Here is a 15636-nt window from a genome sequence, read left to right on the forward strand (position 1 = left end):
GGTCTTTTCCCACGTAGCTTGTCGAAGGCCCCGACGCAGTAGCGTAGTGGGGCCTTTGTTTTTGGGGGAATAACATGACAATCGACGTCGTCATCCTGGCCGCTGGTAAGGGCACGCGCATGCGCTCATCGTCGCCCAAGGTGTTGCAGCCATTGGCGGGCAAGCCATTATTGGCGCATGTGCTCGATACGGCGCGCACGCTAGCGGGAAACCCGCGGATCCACGTCACTGTCGGTTATGGCGCAGAGCTGGTGCGTGCAACCTTTGCGCACGAGGGCGAGATCTGTTGGCACCACCAAGAACGGCAACTCGGCACCGGCGACGCCGTACGCCAGGCCTTGCCAGCTCTGCGGGAGGCCGAGCGGGTGCTGGTGCTGTATGGCGACGTGCCGCTACTGCGTGCCGAGACCCTGCAGCAGTTTCTGCACAGCACGCCAGCCAATGTCCTCGGACTCTGTACCGGGGACCTGACGGACCCCCAGGGCTATGGTCGAATCCTTCGCTCTCCGCAAGGGGAGGTCCTGGGGATTCGCGAGGAGCGTGACTGCAGCGCAGAGGAGCGGCTGCTGCGGGAAGTCAATCTGGGCATCATGCTCCTCCCTGCGTCTCGCTTGCCGGCCTGGATCGCGCGTCTGCAGCCCAGCAATGCGCAGGGAGAGTACTACCTTACGGACTTGGTGGGCTTCGCACGTAGCGACGGCGTTGCGGTACACGGCTTTCGCCTGCCGCGGCCGGAGGAGGCCCTGGGGGTGAACGACCCCGCCCAGCTCGCCGTGGCGGAACGCTTCTACCAGCGCCGGCAGGTGGAGGCCTTGCAGCGTGCAGGGCTGCGCTGCGCCGACCCGGCGCGTCTGGATCTGCGCGGTGAACTTCGCTTTGGCATGGACTGTTGGCTGGAGCCTGGAGTGATCATCGAGGGCAAGGTCTCGCTCGGGGATCGTGTGCGCGTCGGTGCCGGCGTAATTCTGCGTGACTGTACGATCGGCGACGATGTGGAGATTCTCTCCTATTCGTTATTGGAGGAAGCGCGCATTGGCACGGCGGCCCGCGTAGGCCCGTTTGCCCGCATTCGGCCAGGAAGCGACATCGGCGCGCGTGCGCATATCGGCAATTTCGTGGAAACCAAAAAGGTCATTCTGGGTGAAGGAAGCAAGGCCAATCACCTGAGTTATCTCGGCGACGCGGAGATCGGTAAGGGCGTGAATATTGGTGCAGGCGTGATCACCTGCAACTATGATGGCGTACACAAACATCGCACCGAGATTGGTGACGATGTTTTCGTAGGGTCTGACACGCAGCTGGTAGCTCCGGTTTCTGTGGGAAAAGGTGCCACCATCGGTGCCGGCAGCACCATCACCAAGGCGGTACCGGAAGGTGGCTTGACTCTCAGCCGGACACCGCAAAGGACGATTTCACACTGGCAGGGTCCCAAAAAATCCTGTACACCATCCTGAACCAGGCGGGGGATCAGAGCAATGTGTGGAATTGTTGGTGGACTTGCGACGGACGATGTGGTTCCAGTCATTCTCGAGGGCTTACGGCGCCTGGAGTACCGTGGCTATGACTCGGCTGGCCTGGCCTTTGTCGATGCGCAGGGCGAGTTGCAGCGGCGCCGCAGCGTCGGGCGTGTCGCGGAGCTGGCGGCGTTGCAAACCAAGGAAGGGTTCCGAGCAACGGTCGGCATCGGCCACACCCGTTGGGCGACCCATGGCGGGATTGCCGAGCACAATGCCCATCCGCTGATCTCCCATGACGAGATTGCCGTAGTCCACAATGGCATCATCGAAAATTATCAGAACTTACGCAGTCGTCTGCAGTCCCTGGGCTACCGCTTTACTTCCGAGACCGATACCGAAGTCATCGCCCATCTGGTGCACTGGTATCGTCAGCAGTTGCCTGCCCTGCTGGCAGCGGTACAGGCAGCCAGTCGTGAGTTACAGGGTGCCTACGCCTTCGCCGTGCTCAGTCGGCGCGATCCGCAGGAGCTGGTACTGCATCGCAAGGGCTGTCCCCTCTTGTTGGGCATCGCGGAGCAGGGACACTTTTTTGCCTCAGATGTAGCGGCACTGTTGCCGGTGACACGGCGGGTGATCTATCTCGAAGATGGCGATTTTGTCCGGCTCCAGCAGAATGAGTCATCTCTGCAGGATGCCGAGGGGATGCTGATACAGCGGGAAGAGCATTGGAGCCAGTTGAGCTCGGCAGCCATCGACCTCGGACCCTACCGTCACTTCATGCAGAAGGAGATCTACGAGCAGCCGCGCGCCGTTGCTGACACCCTGGAAGCGGCTCTGGATGGGGATTTCTCCATCGACCAGTTGTGGGGAAAGGGAGCGGCGGAGCGACTGCAAGAAATCGATCGCGTCCTGTTGCTGGCCTCGGGAACCAGTCATTACGCAAGTCTGGTGGGGCGCCAATGGATCGAATCCATTGCGGGCATCCCGGCAGCGGCAGAACTCGGACACGAGTACCGCTACCGCGAGAGCATTCCCGATCCACGCCAGCTCATCGTTACCCTGTCGCAGTCCGGTGAGACCCTGGATACCTACGAGGCGCTGCGGCACGCGCAGACCTTGGGGCATCAGCACACCCTGTCGATCTGCAACGTCGCGGAGAGTGCTATCCCGCGGGCGTCGGCCCTGCGTTTTCTCACTCGCGCCGGACCAGAAATCGGCGTGGCCTCGACCAAGGCCTTCACCACTCAGCTCGTTGCCCTCTACCTGCTCGCCCTCAGTCTCGGCGTGCTGCGTGGCCGGGTAGATGCGGCCGCATTGCAGGCGCATCGCGAGGCCTTACGGCAACTGCCGGGCAGCCTGCAGCAGGCCCTCAATCTGGAACCACAAATCCAGCTCTGGGCGAATCGCTTTGCGGATAAGGAGCATGCCCTATTCCTCGGCAGGGGACTGCACTATCCCATTGCCTTGGAGGGGGCGCTGAAGCTCAAGGAGATTTCCTACATCCATGCCGAGGCCTACCCTGCCGGTGAGTTGAAACATGGGCCCCTGGCGCTGGTCGATCGGCAGATGCCCGTGGTGGTGATTGCCGCCAACGACCAGCTCTTCGAGAAGGTCGCTGCCAACATGCAGGAGGTCCACGCCCGTGGCGGGCAGCTCTACGTCTTTACCGATCTCGATAGCCACTATGAGGGTGGAGAAGGGGTGCATGTGATTCGCCTCCCCCGCCACGCCGGGCTGCTTTCGCCCGTCCTCCACGCCATCCCAGTGCAGCTTCTCGCCTACCATGCCGCTCTGGTGAAGGGTACTGACGTTGACCGCCCGCGCAACCTGGCAAAGGCTGTGACTGTCGAGTAACTGTGTGTGTCCGTGTGGCTAGTTGTTCACAGATAATAAAGTTTGCTCACAGATCTGCTCGTGACCATTGACGTAGTGCGGATTTGCCAGAAAGGGTATCTCGGGCTATTCTATGACCAACTACATGACCAATAGAGGTTTGGCATGAGCACTGTCACCCTGGCCGAAGCCAAGACCCATCTGAGCCATTTGCTCGACCAAGTGGAGGCCGGAGAAGAGGTGGTCATAACGCGGCGCGGCCAGCCCATCGCACGTCTCACTCCCGTTGAGAAACCTAAGCAGCCGCTCAAGTCCCTCGCTCAATTCCGCAAGCAGATGCCTCATTGGCGCAAGTCCAGCGTCGAGCTGCTGCGGCAGATGCGCGAGGAAGGGCTGTAATGCTGTATTTCGATACCAGCTTTCTAGCCCCTCTCATCCTGGAAGAAGAAACCAGCGACAAGGTCGAGGCGTTTATTGTCAAGCTGCCGCCCGGAGAGCTTTCTGTAAGCCGTTGGACCCGGACGGAATTCGCCAGCTTGCTTGCCCGTGAGGTCAGAACGCAGGCCCTGGCGGAAAGCAATGCCCTAGCCGCCATGGACCAGTTCGATACCATGGTGTCGGAGTCCTTTCGGGTCCTCACCTTGGGAGTCGCGGACTTCGACCTAGCCACGAGCTACATCAAGCACTTCGCCACTAAACTCCGTGCCGGAGATGCCCTGCACTTGGCCATTGCCAGCAACCACGGCGCCGAGACCTTTTACACACTGGACCAGGGCCTGCTGGCGGCGGCCAACTTGCTCAAGGTGTCCGCCAGCCGGGGCATCTAGCCATAACGGGCAAGCGAACACCGTGACTGGGCGAAAAAATATAGCGCCCGCGGAAGCTAGCCACGAAAATATCGCAGGCTTCAAATTCCCTATAGGACGCAAAATCTCAATGCGCTGAAGTTTCGGGCTCGGCAATCTCGGAGAACTGGGCGAGTAGTTTTCCGTTTTCCCCTTGCAGATCGAGCAGATTGCCATGCCAGGTGAACGAGCGTGTTTCGTTCAGTGCAGTGGAAAAAGCCGTCTCCAGTTCTGCATTGCTGCCTAGACAGGCCATGCGCGTCGATACCAGGGCGGGGAAACGTAGGGTATTCTCCGCGCCGAGGGCGACCCGTCCAGCAATGCGATTGCAGCCATCCCAGCCGGATACCGAGCGTTCCGCGGGATCGAAGGCCAGATAGGGCTTCTTGCCGTTGGCAGTGGCGACGGTCTGGTGGCCTGGAAGCTTGCTCAGCTGCCAGCGGTAACTGGCATAAAGCGCCTGCGCGGAGTCCTGGCTGCTGACCTTGTTCAGTACCCAGCGCTTGCCTCCCAACTCTAGCGCCTTGCCTTCGCCGGTAAGCGGTACCAGCGCATTCTCCACGACCTGAAACCTTTCCCCATCCGCAGAAGACAGCTCGATTTCCGAAGCTCCCGGCAGCCAATGAAAGCTGCCTTGACTGCGGAAGATGCCCCCCGCCTTGTTGCTGGCGTATTGGTGCGTCAACAGATAACGATCATCGTTGCGCAGACTGATGGTCATGCGGATACCTGCACAGTCGGCGCAGGGCAGATTCCCTGCATAACTGCCGGACCAGTCGAGGGAGGTTTTTGCCGTGCTCTCATCCGGGGGCTGGGGATGGCTGCCCTGACGAGACGGCGCCGCTGCGGCGCAACCCGCTAACGTCATGGGAAGCAACAGGAAAAACAACTTGGCAGAAATCTTCATGGGCGCTTCCTTGTCAGTAAAAATTGCTTCGTCAGCGGTATGCCGCCAAGACCTCCGGCGGCACCGGGGCAAACTCGAAGGGCTTGCTAGGCACAAATTTGTCAAGCACGTCACCATTGTAGGTCTCCCCTTGGCCCATGGGCAGCATCCGCACTGGGGCGCCGGGTTTCAGGTCGGCCTTGTTGAGGTCAACCCAGAACAGATCCATGGAGGAGGTCGAGTTGAAATAATATTTCAGGTCCTTTTGATCGGCCACGACCCGCCAGCGGGTGGTGGAGATATTGGGGTGCCCCGGAGTGGAGATACCCATGGGTACGGAGATGTTGTTGAGCACGCTGAACACCTGGGCTACCCCGACCCGGTTGCTGGCGGTTTTGGGGATGGCGTGAATGTAGAAGCTCGCCCGCGCGAAGCGATCTGGAGCCTGATTGCTGCCGGGCAGGAAGCGGGTGCCGCCAATCCCTTCCCAATATCTCGCAACGGCGAGTTGCTGCGAATATTCCGGATCATTGGTCAGCACCTGATACTGCCGGCCTTCGTGGATCACCAAGTTGCCGTCGATGTACTCCAGGATGGCACTATTGCCGCTACTATCCGACAACGACAGGTGTAGGGTGGTGAAGCGATCAGTGCCAGGGATGGGCGCCGAAATCAGACAAACGGGATGCGTCTTCAGAGAATGAACGGCCTCCTGCACCGTCGCGAAGTTATCGAGGAAATACTGCGCCCAGGCGCTGATCGCTAGACGTTTTTCGTCGGTCCCGCAGTGATCGGGGTACTTGCTGGAATTCAGCCACAGCATGTTGGCCACCAGGCCTTTTTGATTCATTCCATCGGAGACGGCGGCATTGAGGGAAGTGACAACGACGCTGCCGTAGCGCGAAGTCCATACTGCTGCATTCTTGCCTGCCCCCCCGTTTTCCTTCAGGCCCGCGGGGAAAAGCCACAAACGAGTGTGCATGGGATCTTTCCAGTCCATAGTGCGGCCGGTAATGGTCAGGCCATCCTCACCGTGGTAGACCACTCGGGTACAGGCCTCGCCATTGGCGGCAATGAGGGTCAGCGCAGAGCTGAGAACGATAGAAAAAATCTTTCGAACACACATGTGATGTCTCCTTTGGGTGATGGGATGCGCAAAAACACTAAGTGGGAATGCCTGTCAGCGATAGTGCAGCGTCCTCCAGTAAATGATGATGCGCCTTTTTCGTAATGCGATAAAGCGCAGCAATGGCCCCCCAGAAGATATTTTCCGGCTGTGCGGAGGTGATGGCGACAACCCTATTGGGGCGTATGCAAAGCCTGGAGATGCAGGATTTTGAGCATGCGCAATACCAAGGGATAAAGCAATATTGCGGATACCGCAAGATACACAATACCTGAATATAATGCGAATGCGCTGGCAAAGAGTTTTGCCGTGCTGCCGTGGAGCGATGAAACGGGTCCCATACCGCTCAATATCATGCTGGCATTCAACAGGCTGTCGAGCCAGTCCAGTTTGCCAAAGATGTGATATCCAGCGATTCCCATGCCGAGAGAAAGAATCAGGAAGGTTATTCCGGCCAGAGTATATCTGGCCTGGTGCCATAAAAACTCGGTATAGGTGCGCAGTACGATGGGCTCATGGATAGGTTTGCTGCCAGGTGTTTGGATTTTCAATGGATCACCTCTTCTGCTAACAGGATAAGAAATATACCAACCTCTGAAAAATCATGGGACATTTCCACTCCTCGTACAATTATCCGTTCTACCTTGAAGAGTCGACCCCTTTTCCTGAGCGGCCGCCCTCCAAGAGCAATAGGCTATGACATGAACTATACTGCTTCGTGAGCCAGTCCATGGAGAAAACTATGAAAAAACTGAGTTGCAGTTTGGCGGTGCTGGCCTGCTGTATCGCTCCGACCGCCTCGGCAGATACTCAGAATTCCCTGCCACAGGTGGAATTGCGGCTTACACAGAAATATACGGTCGCCAACAGTGAACTGATCGCGCAACTCCAGGCCACTGCGGAAAAACCGCAGGCGAGCAGTGCCGCCAGTGTGGTAAACGAAGATCTGCGCTGGGCAGAACAACAATTGGCTGCCTATCCGCAGATCCACTGGCAGCTTGCAGGTTACAGCAGTAATCGCCAGAGCGACAAAGACTGGCGGGTGGCAGGGGATCTGTCGCTACGCGCCGATCCCAAAGTGCTGCTGCCGGTTCTGGCCACGCTGCAGTCCCGTCTGCAGTTGCGCTCTCTGCGGTCAGAGGCCGCGGCTTCGGCCATTGCCACCGCACAGCGGCAGGCCAGCACTACGGTGTTGCATCGCTTTATAGAAGACGCCCGCAATGCCTGCACGGCCTTGGGCCTGTCTTGGTCTGGGGTGGAGCGGGTCAGTATCCAGAGCGGCGTGCCTGTGCAGCCCATTGCCCCAGTCTTCTTGGGCCCGGAACGAGCCGTACCCGTGGCGATGGGGCACAGCGAGAGCCATGGCCAAATCGATTTGACGGGGACGGCATTTTGCAGAAAATAGTCTAGTATACGAGACTGAGAATATCGCAGGACGAGCTGGGGAAAACAGTGGCAACGAGGAATATTGATTGGCTATCCCAGTATCGTCAGGGTGGTAAACTTCCCTCACCGAAAGGAGTGTACCTGGAAGCGTTACGTCTCCTGGAGCAAGAGGAAGTCGACGATCGCGAACTGGTACGGGTGCTGCAATCCGATCCAGCAACGAACGCGCGGCTGCTACAGCTCGCCAATGTCTCCATTCGCACCCGCTCACGTCCCATAGTGGCGGTTTCGGACGCAATTCTGGTGCTCGGCCAAGCGCAGATCAAACGTCTCATCTTGGCCTTGACGCTCATCCAGTCGACCACTCCGCGGGTGAGCGGATTCGATTACGCCAAATTTTGGACCGTTTCATTGCTGTCGGCGCTCACCGTACAAGCACTGTCTGAGCAACTTGGTCAGGTCAATTCAGACGAAATATTTGTTGTGGCGCTCCTGGCCAAGGTGGGCGAGCTGGCCTTGGTGAGCCTGTTCTCCGAGAGTTATGCAGAATTGCGTGGCACGGTGCCACCATCCGAAGGTAACGCGCTGCTGCGCATCGAACGCGAGCAATATGGCATTGACCACGATGAGTTGTCTTCCCTGCTGGTAGAAGAGTGGGGATTGCCGATGGTCTTCGTGGAAGCCATATTTCATCAAGCACAGCCGGAGGAGTTGAGTTCCTTTCCAGACGCAGGTCGGTCGCTGTTTCTGGCGCGGCTGCTTCGTTTTGGGGCGGGCATGGCGGAATTCTGCCTGCGTGATAACCCACGCCGATCCGCTAGCGCAGCGCAAATGGCCGAGGAGATGATCAAGCTCGGTCTCGATGCCGCGCGCGTCCGCGAACAAGTCTCCCGCCTCCTTTTGGCTTGGCCGCAATGGCAGAGCCTGTTGCAAGAAGCGGCGCCGTTGCTTGCGGAGCCGCTGGACTGGGAGTTTCTGATGGATCGGGAGCGAGTTGCATCGAGCGATTCCTCCCCATTGCGGGTCGCGTGCCTGGCGATGGACAGCAGCGTGTCCGACGCGTGCATGGAAGTATTCTCGCGTCTGGGGCTTTCGCCATTGATGGCAGATATCAGTGATATTGCGAGTCTGGATTTGCTGGTCGTCGCCTCCCAGCAAAATGCCAAGGAGTGGATCACGACCAATTTACGCGGCCTGGATCCGGTTCTCGGACCGTACATCTTGCTCGTTGGCGACAAGCTGGATGCGCAGAGTGAAAGTGAGCTGTTTCGCCTCGGTATCGATGCCTACGAACCTAGGTCTTCGTTCCCCGAAAGTCTGCGAAAACACTTGCAATTGGCCCAGCGTCGCCAGGAGGCAAGGCAAAAATATCTGCATCGGCAGGAGCGCATGCGCAAATTCACCGGATCTTTGGCGGATGTCAATCGGGATCTGCGACAAGCGGCGCTAACAGACCCGCTGACCCACCTGCGCAATCGTCGCTATGCCGACGAGAGGCTGGCACAGGAGTGGTCGATCGCAGAACGCCACGATAAAAATCTTGCCCTGATGCTTCTAGATCTGGATAACTTCAAGCTGATCAACGATACCCACGGCCACGACGTGGGTGACGAAGTGTTGCAGAGGGCCTCGAGTATTCTCGACGCCTTTGCCCGCCACCAGGATATTCCCTGTCGGGTGGGGGGCGATGAGTTTCTGATCATTTGTCCAAACACCGACGCGCGAGGTGTCCAGGTGTTGGCACGGCGCATTTGCTCGCAACTGGCTGCGGCAGATACCTGGACTGACCTGCAACCAGATGTTTCGGTCAGTATCGGGGCCGCAAGCCGGGATGCACAGATGGCTTCTGCAAAGGATCTGCTGCAAGCAGCCGACCAAGCGCTCTTCGAGGCCAAACGGCTCGGGCGCAACCAAGCGGTTCTTTTTGCTCGCTCCTGAGTGTCAGTCATTCCGCGGCTGAAAACGACTTTCTGTCGCGAGCTTTTCCCATAGCTCCTTCTCTGCTGTACTGACCTCTTTGGGGACAACAATCTGGAGAACCACGTAGAGGTCGCCGGCCTTGCCGCCCTTGCTCTCTGGTAATCCCCTGCCCCCAAGTCGCAATTTCTGTCCGCTACTGCTGCCGGCCGGAACCTTCACCCGAAGCTGTCCATCCAGGGTAGGCACCGATACTGATGCACCCAGTACCGCCTCCCACGGACTGATAGGAAGGTCGAGGTATAGGTCCTTTCCCTCGGCCCGAAATCGCGGATGTGCTGCGTAGCGCACCCGCAGGTAGAGATCGCCATTGGGTCCGCCCCCTTGGCCGGGCTGTCCTTGCCCGGTTATCCGCAGGCGCTGTCCCTCAGCGATTCCCGCAGGAATTTTGACGCTGAGCTGGCGGCGTTCGCGGTGCATGCGTCCGTCCGGGCCGAGTACGGGCAGCTCCAGAGAAATCTCTCGCTTTGCCCCATGGAAGACGTCCTCCAGGGGAATCTGGATCTCCGCTTCGCTGTCCTCCCCACGCATACGAAAGGACGCACCGCCGTGTGGGCTGCGTCGCCCCCGCTGGGCAAAGAGCTCCTCGAAGAAGTCGCTGAAGCCGCCCATATTGGGGTTCGCACCGCCGCCAAAGCCGCCGGTAAAATGTTCCCAGCCGGGTGGCGGACGAAAATCCTGCCCCGCTTGCCAATTGCTGCCGAGCTGATCGTAGGCACGGCGCTTTTCCGGATCTTTCAGTACCTCGTAGGCCTCTTGCAGGTCCTTGAAGCGGTCCTCGGCATTGGCCTCCTTACTTACGTCCGGGTGATATTTGCGCGCCATCTTCCGATACGCGGATTTGATCGCGTCTGCGTCGGCGTCACGCGCTACCCCCAGGATCTGGTAGTAGTCTTTGTATTCCAAGGGAACCCCCCGTATCATGCCGCGATGGCATCTAATGAACCTGATGCGACTGTGGGGGCGCAGAGGTGTTTTTTCAAGTCACCAGTACGGTAAGGCAGGTATGGAACTAAACGAGCGGCAGCGGGAGGCAGTGCTGCTGGCACCGGGGCCGGCGCTGGTTCTGGCGGGCGCGGGTTCGGGGAAAACGCGCGTGCTCACCAGCCGTATCGCCCATTTGCTGGAAGACGGCCTCTATCCAGGGCAGATCCTCGCGGTGACCTTCACCAACAAGGCGGCGCGGGCCATGCGCGAACGTCTCGCGGCCATGCTCGACATGGATCTGCGTGGCTTGTGGATGGGAACCTTTCATGGCATTGCGCATCGCCTGCTGCGTATGCACCACGAGCTGGTCGATCTGCCGGAGCAGTTTGTCATCCTCGACGCGGACGATAGCCAACGCTTGGTGCGGCGTGCCGTGCGGGAGCTGCAGCTGGACGATAAGCACTGGCCGGCGCGGCAGATCGCCGGACGTATCAGTCGCTGGAAGGACGGTGGCCGCGGGCCGCAGGAGCTCGCCGGCGAGCGTTCGGTGCCGCCGCAGCTACTGGAGATCTATCAGCGCTACGAATTGCTGCGCGAGCGCGCTGGAGCCCTGGATTTTGCCGACCTGCTGCTCTATGCCCTGCGCCTGTGGAATAATGCTCCCCTTCTTGCCCAGTATCAGGAGCGGTTTCAACAGGTTCTGGTGGATGAATTTCAGGACACCAATGCCGTGCAATATCAGTGGCTGCGGCGGCTGGCGGAGGGGCATCAGAATCTCTTCGTGGTTGGCGATGATGACCAGTCGATCTATGCCTGGCGGGGTGCCGAAGTCGAAAACCTCTTTCGCTTTCAGCGCGATTTTCCCAGTGCCCGGTTGATCCGCCTGGAACAGAATTATCGCTCTACGGCGCCGATTCTGGCAGCGGCCAATGCCGTCATCGCGCAGAATCACGACCGTCTCGGCAAGACCTTGTGGACGGAACGCAGCGAGGGCGCTCCGGTGCAGCTCTATCGCGCCTACAACGAAGAGGATGAGGCCCGTTTTGTGGCCGGTCGCATCGAGCAGTGGGTGGCGGCGGGCGGCAAGCGCGAGGACTGTGCCATCCTCTATCGCTCCAATGCCCAGTCGCGGCCCTTTGAAGAACATCTCCTGCGTGCCGGCGTGCCTTATCGGGTCTATGGTGGCCTGCGCTTTTTCGAGCGGGCCGAGGTCAAGGACGTCCTCGCCTATTTGCGTCTGGTCTTGCAGCGCCACGACGACGCCGCCTTCGAGCGGGTGGTCAATGTGCCGGCGCGCGGCATTGGCGCTGTTACCCTCGAACGCCTGCGCAGCCTCGCCCGCGAGCGCGGCATTTCGCTCTGGCAGGCCGCCGGGGAGATGGCGCAGCCCAAGCTCAATGCTTTTCTCACCCTCATCGATCGCTTGGCGGAAGCCTGCACCCACCAGGAGCTCGATGAGCAGGTGCGTCTGGTTCTCGAGCAGGTTCCCCTGCGCGATTGGCATGCGCGGGATGGCGATCGCGGCGAAGGACGCCTGGAAAACCTGGAGGAGCTGATCAATGCGGCGCGCAGTTTTGCTCTGCAGGATGGCTCCGAGGGCCTGCGCGAACTGAGTCCCGTACCCGGGGATCTGCTCAGCGAATTTCTCACCCATGCTGCCCTCGAGGCGGGGGAAGGCGGGGCCGAGGCCTGGGAAGATGCGGTGCAGTTGATGAGCCTGCATAGTGCCAAGGGACTGGAATTTGCCCAGGTCTTTCTCGTTGGGCTGGAGGAAGGGCTCTTTCCGCATCAACGTAGCTTGGAAGACCCTGCCGGTCTGGCCGAGGAACGGCGCCTCTGCTATGTGGGCATGACCCGCGCCATGCAGCAGCTCGTTCTCTGTCACGCCGAGAGCCGGCGGCTGCATGGCGCGGAGCGTTTGGCCTTGGCGTCGCGCTTCTTGCGCGAGCTACCGGCAGAGGAAATCGAAGAGCTGCGCCCGCGCGCGCGCATCAGTCGACCGCTGGCACCTGCTCTATCGGCTTCGAGCAGTGGGCGCAGCGATTGCCCCTACCCGTTGGGTGGGCGCATCCGTCACCCGGTTTTTGGTGAGGGAACGGTACTGGATTATGAGGGCGGTGGACGCCAGGGACGGGTACAGATTCAGTTCAGCTCCGGCAGCAAATGGCTGGCCCTGGGAATTGTGAGTCTGGAAAGACTATCCTGAAGAGAAGCACGGGGGTGTAGATGAGCACGAACGCAAACAGCAAGGCATCGTGGATGGCGGTGATCATCGTGATTCTCGCCATCATCGTCTTGGTGGGGTTTTTCTTTCTGTGGCTGCATCCGGCGGGCCCCGGGGTGTCGCCCGTCGCCAGCACCGCCAGTTCGGCGGCGGCGCTGCAGTCGGTAAGCCCTACCGGTAGCGTGGTTTCGGTGCCGGATTTTGTCGTCGCTCCTGGCATCTCCCAGCAGGGTACCATTGAGGGCGCGATTGAAGGCCGCTGTGGCAACATTGCTTGGCAAAAGCTCGACCCCAAGGAGCTGCAGGAGTTGCGCAAACTCTGTCCGCGGCAGGCAGCCTCAGCGCAAGGGCAGGGTGAAGCGCACCCGTAAGCCGCCTTCGGGGGCGTTGCGGAACTCGATGCGACCCCCGAGACGTTGCAGGATACGCTGCACGATGGCGATGCCCAGTCCGGTGCCGCCGCCCCGCCCAGCCAGCGCGAAAGGCTTGCCAAGCTGAGCCAGTTTTTCCGCCGAGATGCCGTTACCGTGATCGTGGACCTCGATACTTGCGGAACCCGCCTCCTGCGCGACGCGGATCTCGATAGGGGGCCGCCCGTGGCGGCGAGCATTTTCCACCAGGTTCTGCAGGACGCGGCGCAGCGCCACCGGCGTGATAGAGAGATAGAGGCTTTCGCATTCCGGCTCCTTCAGAAGCACATCGTCACCCTGCGATTCGACAAAATGGCGCAGGAAAGCGATCAGATCGATCTCTTCGGCTAATTCTTCGCGTCCACTGCGGGCGTAATCGAGGAACTGATGCAGGATTTCGTCCATTTCCCACAGATTGTCGACCAGATCTTTCTGCAGATCTGCCGCCTCCTTGGGGAGAAACTCGGCGAGCATGCGCATCCGCGTCAAGGGCGTGCGCAGATCGTGAGAAACGCCCAGCAGGACCATCTCCCGTTCTTCCGCCAGTTCATGGCGTTCGCGCAGGGCACTGTTCAGTTCGCCCGCCAGATGCTTGATATCCTCCGGTCCCTCTACCGGCAATGCCACCGGCCCCTCGCGACCACGACTGGCGTTTAGGCCTTGCACCAGGCGGCGCAAAGGACCGGTAATCTGATGCACGATGAGGTAGGCCCCCAGCAACGACAGCAGGAGGATGGCACTGAGCTTGAACCACTGTGGTGACGGTCCTGGCGGGGGTTTGGGAATGGGCATGGCAACGGCGACATGGCTGTGGGGGTCGGGATCGATCCACAGCAGATGATGCTTATTGTCGACCTGCACCTGGGCATCGGGCCAACCCATTTCGCGCAACAGACGCGCAGCATTACGCATGATTGGGTTGCGGGGAGGATGCCCCTCCATTTCGTCGATAGGAAAAAAGGCGATGCCGATCTTGGCCAAGCGCGGGGCCAGCCATTCCGCCTCTCCGACATCCAGGGCGCTGCTGAGGGTCAGGATCTGTGCCCAATTTTGTGCCAAGTGACGCGCCTGGGGGTTGCCCAGATAGATGGTGAAGTACCAGTAGACCGCAAACTGACTGGCTAGCAGTAGTGCGCCTATCAGCAAAAAGATCCGTCCAAAGAGGGTATCGGACCAGAGACGCCAGAATTTCACGCGGGTTTGTCCGGGCTCCCCGCGTCGGGAACAAAGACATAGCCACGCCCCCAGACCGTCTGCAGATAGCGGGGTTTGCTCGAGTCATCTTCGATCAGCCGGCGCAGGCGGGAGACAAAGACATCGATGCCGCGGGGGCCCGGGATGTCCTCACTATGGCCATGGATCATGCCGAGGAGTTTGTCCCGTGACAGGGTTTGCCAAGGATGCTCGGCGAGGGCGCGAAGCAGGGCAAACTCGGTTTCGGTGATGGTGATTTCCTGTTTGCCTCGGTACAGGCGGCGATAATCGAGAGCGAGATGAAACGGACCAAAATCGATAGCGCCGGGGCTGGGCTCGACCGTGCCGCTATCCTGACTGCGGCGCAGCACCGCGCCGATCCGCGCCAGCAATTCTGCCGGCTCAAAGGGCTTGGCGACGTAGTCATCGGCGCCGATGGACAGGCCTTGGATGCGATCATCGAGATCGCCCCGGGCGGTGAGCATGATGATCGGTAAGATAGATTCCTGCTGACGTAAACGCTCACAAATCTGAAAGCCGTCCTCGCCGGGCATCATCACATCGAGGAGCAGGAGATCGTAGCGCTCCCGCTCCAGCAAACGGTCCATCTGCGCCGCCGAAGCGGCGCCATGTACCGTGTAGCCCTGCGACTCTAGATATCGCGTCAGAATGGCGCGCAGCTTGGCGTCGTCATCCACCAACAAGATGCGGGCATTACTACTCACGGTTTGTGCCATCCTCCCCACTTTGGTCCTTTTTCCATCTTCGCATAGATTGCCGTTACTTTCTGCCATTGTTCTGCGTTCAGCAACTTATGGACAAAGGCGACCTGGGCGATTGCGCGTTGTAGCATGGCCTGATGATCGGCCAGCACGGCGTCTTCCAGTGGCTTCAGGGCGCTGCCCGTCTCGCCGCGCAGGAGGGCGGTCTGCAGGGCATGGTTATGACTCTCCATGGCTTGCCGTTGCGTTTCCCACTGCGCCTTCTGGTCCTTGCGCCAGGTCTCCAATTGCGATTCCTGCTGCGGGGTGAGTTTGAGTTCGATGGCGTGACGCCAGACGATAGGCATGAGCATGGGGACTGGGGCATTTTTCATCCACTCGGCGCGAGGGCCCCCGTGCATCGGGCGCTGCATGGGCGCATGGTCTGGCGGTGGCATGTCTGCCGCCATACTGGCCATCGGGGCCAACGCCAAAGCCGACAGGGTGAAAAGGGAAAATAGGGTCTTGCGCATAATTGGGCACCTCCGAAAAACGAGCTCTATCGCTCGGTAAACAGCCTACGCGCGCAGCCGCTCTCTAAGCTAGTGAAAAATTCTTACAAAAATCAACGTGCATCGTTACAGACGTACACAATTTACGCGGGGCAGGA

General features: G+C 59.7%; 15 protein-coding genes. 8 read left to right on the forward strand and 7 right to left on the reverse strand.

Translation table 11 applies throughout. The features are described from left to right. The first annotated feature begins 74 nt into the window (after positions 1–74). The 4 genes from glmU (at position 75) to AC2VNM_RS04125 (ending at position 4117) form a co-directional block, all read left to right on the forward strand. Positions 75–1454: a bifunctional UDP-N-acetylglucosamine diphosphorylase/glucosamine-1-phosphate N-acetyltransferase GlmU gene (gene glmU / locus AC2VNM_RS04110; RefSeq protein ID WP_483166416.1), complete on the forward strand. Its 1380-nt coding sequence runs from the start codon at positions 75–77 to the stop codon at positions 1452–1454. Between the two features lie 21 nt (positions 1455–1475). Continuing rightward, positions 1476–3311, forward strand: coding sequence for a glutamine--fructose-6-phosphate transaminase (isomerizing) (gene glmS, locus AC2VNM_RS04115; RefSeq protein WP_483189646.1), 1836 nt, complete (start codon positions 1476–1478; stop codon positions 3309–3311). A gap of 144 nt (positions 3312–3455) precedes the next feature. Then, on the forward strand, positions 3456–3689 hold the full coding sequence (locus AC2VNM_RS04120) for a type II toxin-antitoxin system Phd/YefM family antitoxin (protein WP_483167312.1): 234 nt from the start codon (positions 3456–3458) through the stop codon (positions 3687–3689). Further along, complete coding sequence (locus AC2VNM_RS04125; protein WP_483167311.1) at positions 3689–4117, forward strand: type II toxin-antitoxin system VapC family toxin; 429 nt, start codon at positions 3689–3691, stop codon at positions 4115–4117. Before AC2VNM_RS04120 ends, AC2VNM_RS04125 begins: the two co-directional genes overlap by 1 nt. Positions 4118–4223: 106 nt before the next feature. Here AC2VNM_RS04125 and AC2VNM_RS04130 read toward each other — a convergent pair whose 3' ends face one another. The 3 genes from AC2VNM_RS04130 to AC2VNM_RS04140 all read right to left on the reverse strand — a co-directional run bounded on the left by AC2VNM_RS04130 (position 4224) and on the right by AC2VNM_RS04140 (position 6698). Continuing rightward, positions 4224–5042 carry an META domain-containing protein gene (locus AC2VNM_RS04130; protein ID WP_483189927.1) on the reverse strand — a complete coding sequence of 273 codons (819 nt, stop codon included), beginning with the start codon at positions 5040–5042 and terminating at the stop codon, positions 4224–4226. Between the two features lie 31 nt (positions 5043–5073). Further along, positions 5074–6147: a linear amide C-N hydrolase gene (locus AC2VNM_RS04135; protein ID WP_483189928.1), complete on the reverse strand. Its 1074-nt coding sequence runs from the start codon at positions 6145–6147 to the stop codon at positions 5074–5076. A 173-nt stretch (positions 6148–6320) separates the two neighbouring features. Then, the gene (locus AC2VNM_RS04140; protein ID WP_483166944.1) at positions 6321–6698 is read right to left on the reverse strand and encodes a hypothetical protein; all 378 of its coding nucleotides are present in this window, start codon (positions 6696–6698) and stop codon (positions 6321–6323) included. Positions 6699–6889: 191 nt separating this feature from the next. On the opposite strand from AC2VNM_RS04140, the gene AC2VNM_RS04145 reads away from it, so the two are divergent. Then, positions 6890–7552 carry an SIMPL domain-containing protein gene (locus AC2VNM_RS04145; RefSeq protein ID WP_483166943.1) on the forward strand — a complete coding sequence of 221 codons (663 nt, stop codon included), beginning with the start codon at positions 6890–6892 and terminating at the stop codon, positions 7550–7552. Between the two features lie 47 nt (positions 7553–7599). Further along, entirely contained in the window at positions 7600–9471 is a 1872-nt protein-coding gene (locus AC2VNM_RS04150; RefSeq protein ID WP_483189929.1) for a sensor domain-containing diguanylate cyclase, read from the forward strand. A gap of 3 nt (positions 9472–9474) precedes the next feature. Here the strand turns inward: AC2VNM_RS04150 and AC2VNM_RS04155 are convergent, their stop codons facing one another. After that, a complete protein-coding gene (locus AC2VNM_RS04155) occupies positions 9475–10416 on the reverse strand; it encodes a DnaJ C-terminal domain-containing protein (protein ID WP_483189930.1) in 942 nt (313 codons plus the stop codon). 100 nt (positions 10417–10516) lie between these two features. On the opposite strand from AC2VNM_RS04155, the gene AC2VNM_RS04160 reads away from it, so the two are divergent. Further along, the gene (locus AC2VNM_RS04160; RefSeq protein WP_483166940.1) at positions 10517–12643 is read left to right on the forward strand and encodes a UvrD-helicase domain-containing protein; all 2127 of its coding nucleotides are present in this window, start codon (positions 10517–10519) and stop codon (positions 12641–12643) included. A gap of 20 nt (positions 12644–12663) precedes the next feature. Beyond that, positions 12664–13032, forward strand: a complete 369-nt coding sequence (locus AC2VNM_RS04165; RefSeq protein ID WP_483189931.1) for a hypothetical protein — start codon at positions 12664–12666, stop codon at positions 13030–13032. On the opposite strand, the gene AC2VNM_RS04170 is transcribed toward AC2VNM_RS04165, so the two are convergent. Genes AC2VNM_RS04170 through AC2VNM_RS04180 form a run of 3 tightly spaced genes read right to left on the reverse strand, consistent with a single transcriptional unit; the run spans position 13000 to position 15499 of the window. Further along, a complete protein-coding gene (locus AC2VNM_RS04170) occupies positions 13000–14265 on the reverse strand; it encodes an ATP-binding protein (RefSeq protein WP_483189932.1) in 1266 nt (421 codons plus the stop codon). The two genes, AC2VNM_RS04165 and AC2VNM_RS04170, sit on opposite strands and share 33 nt — an antisense overlap. Then, complete coding sequence (locus AC2VNM_RS04175; protein WP_255789921.1) at positions 14262–14990, reverse strand: response regulator; 729 nt, start codon at positions 14988–14990, stop codon at positions 14262–14264. Before AC2VNM_RS04175 ends, AC2VNM_RS04170 begins: the two co-directional genes overlap by 4 nt. Then, a complete protein-coding gene (locus AC2VNM_RS04180; RefSeq protein ID WP_483166937.1) occupies positions 14987–15499 on the reverse strand; it encodes a Spy/CpxP family protein refolding chaperone in 513 nt (170 codons plus the stop codon). The genes AC2VNM_RS04175 and AC2VNM_RS04180 overlap by 4 nt, the downstream gene beginning before the upstream one ends. Positions 15500–15636: the final 137 nt, after the last annotated feature.

The organism is Acidithiobacillus sp. TH-A67, assembly GCF_057473545.1.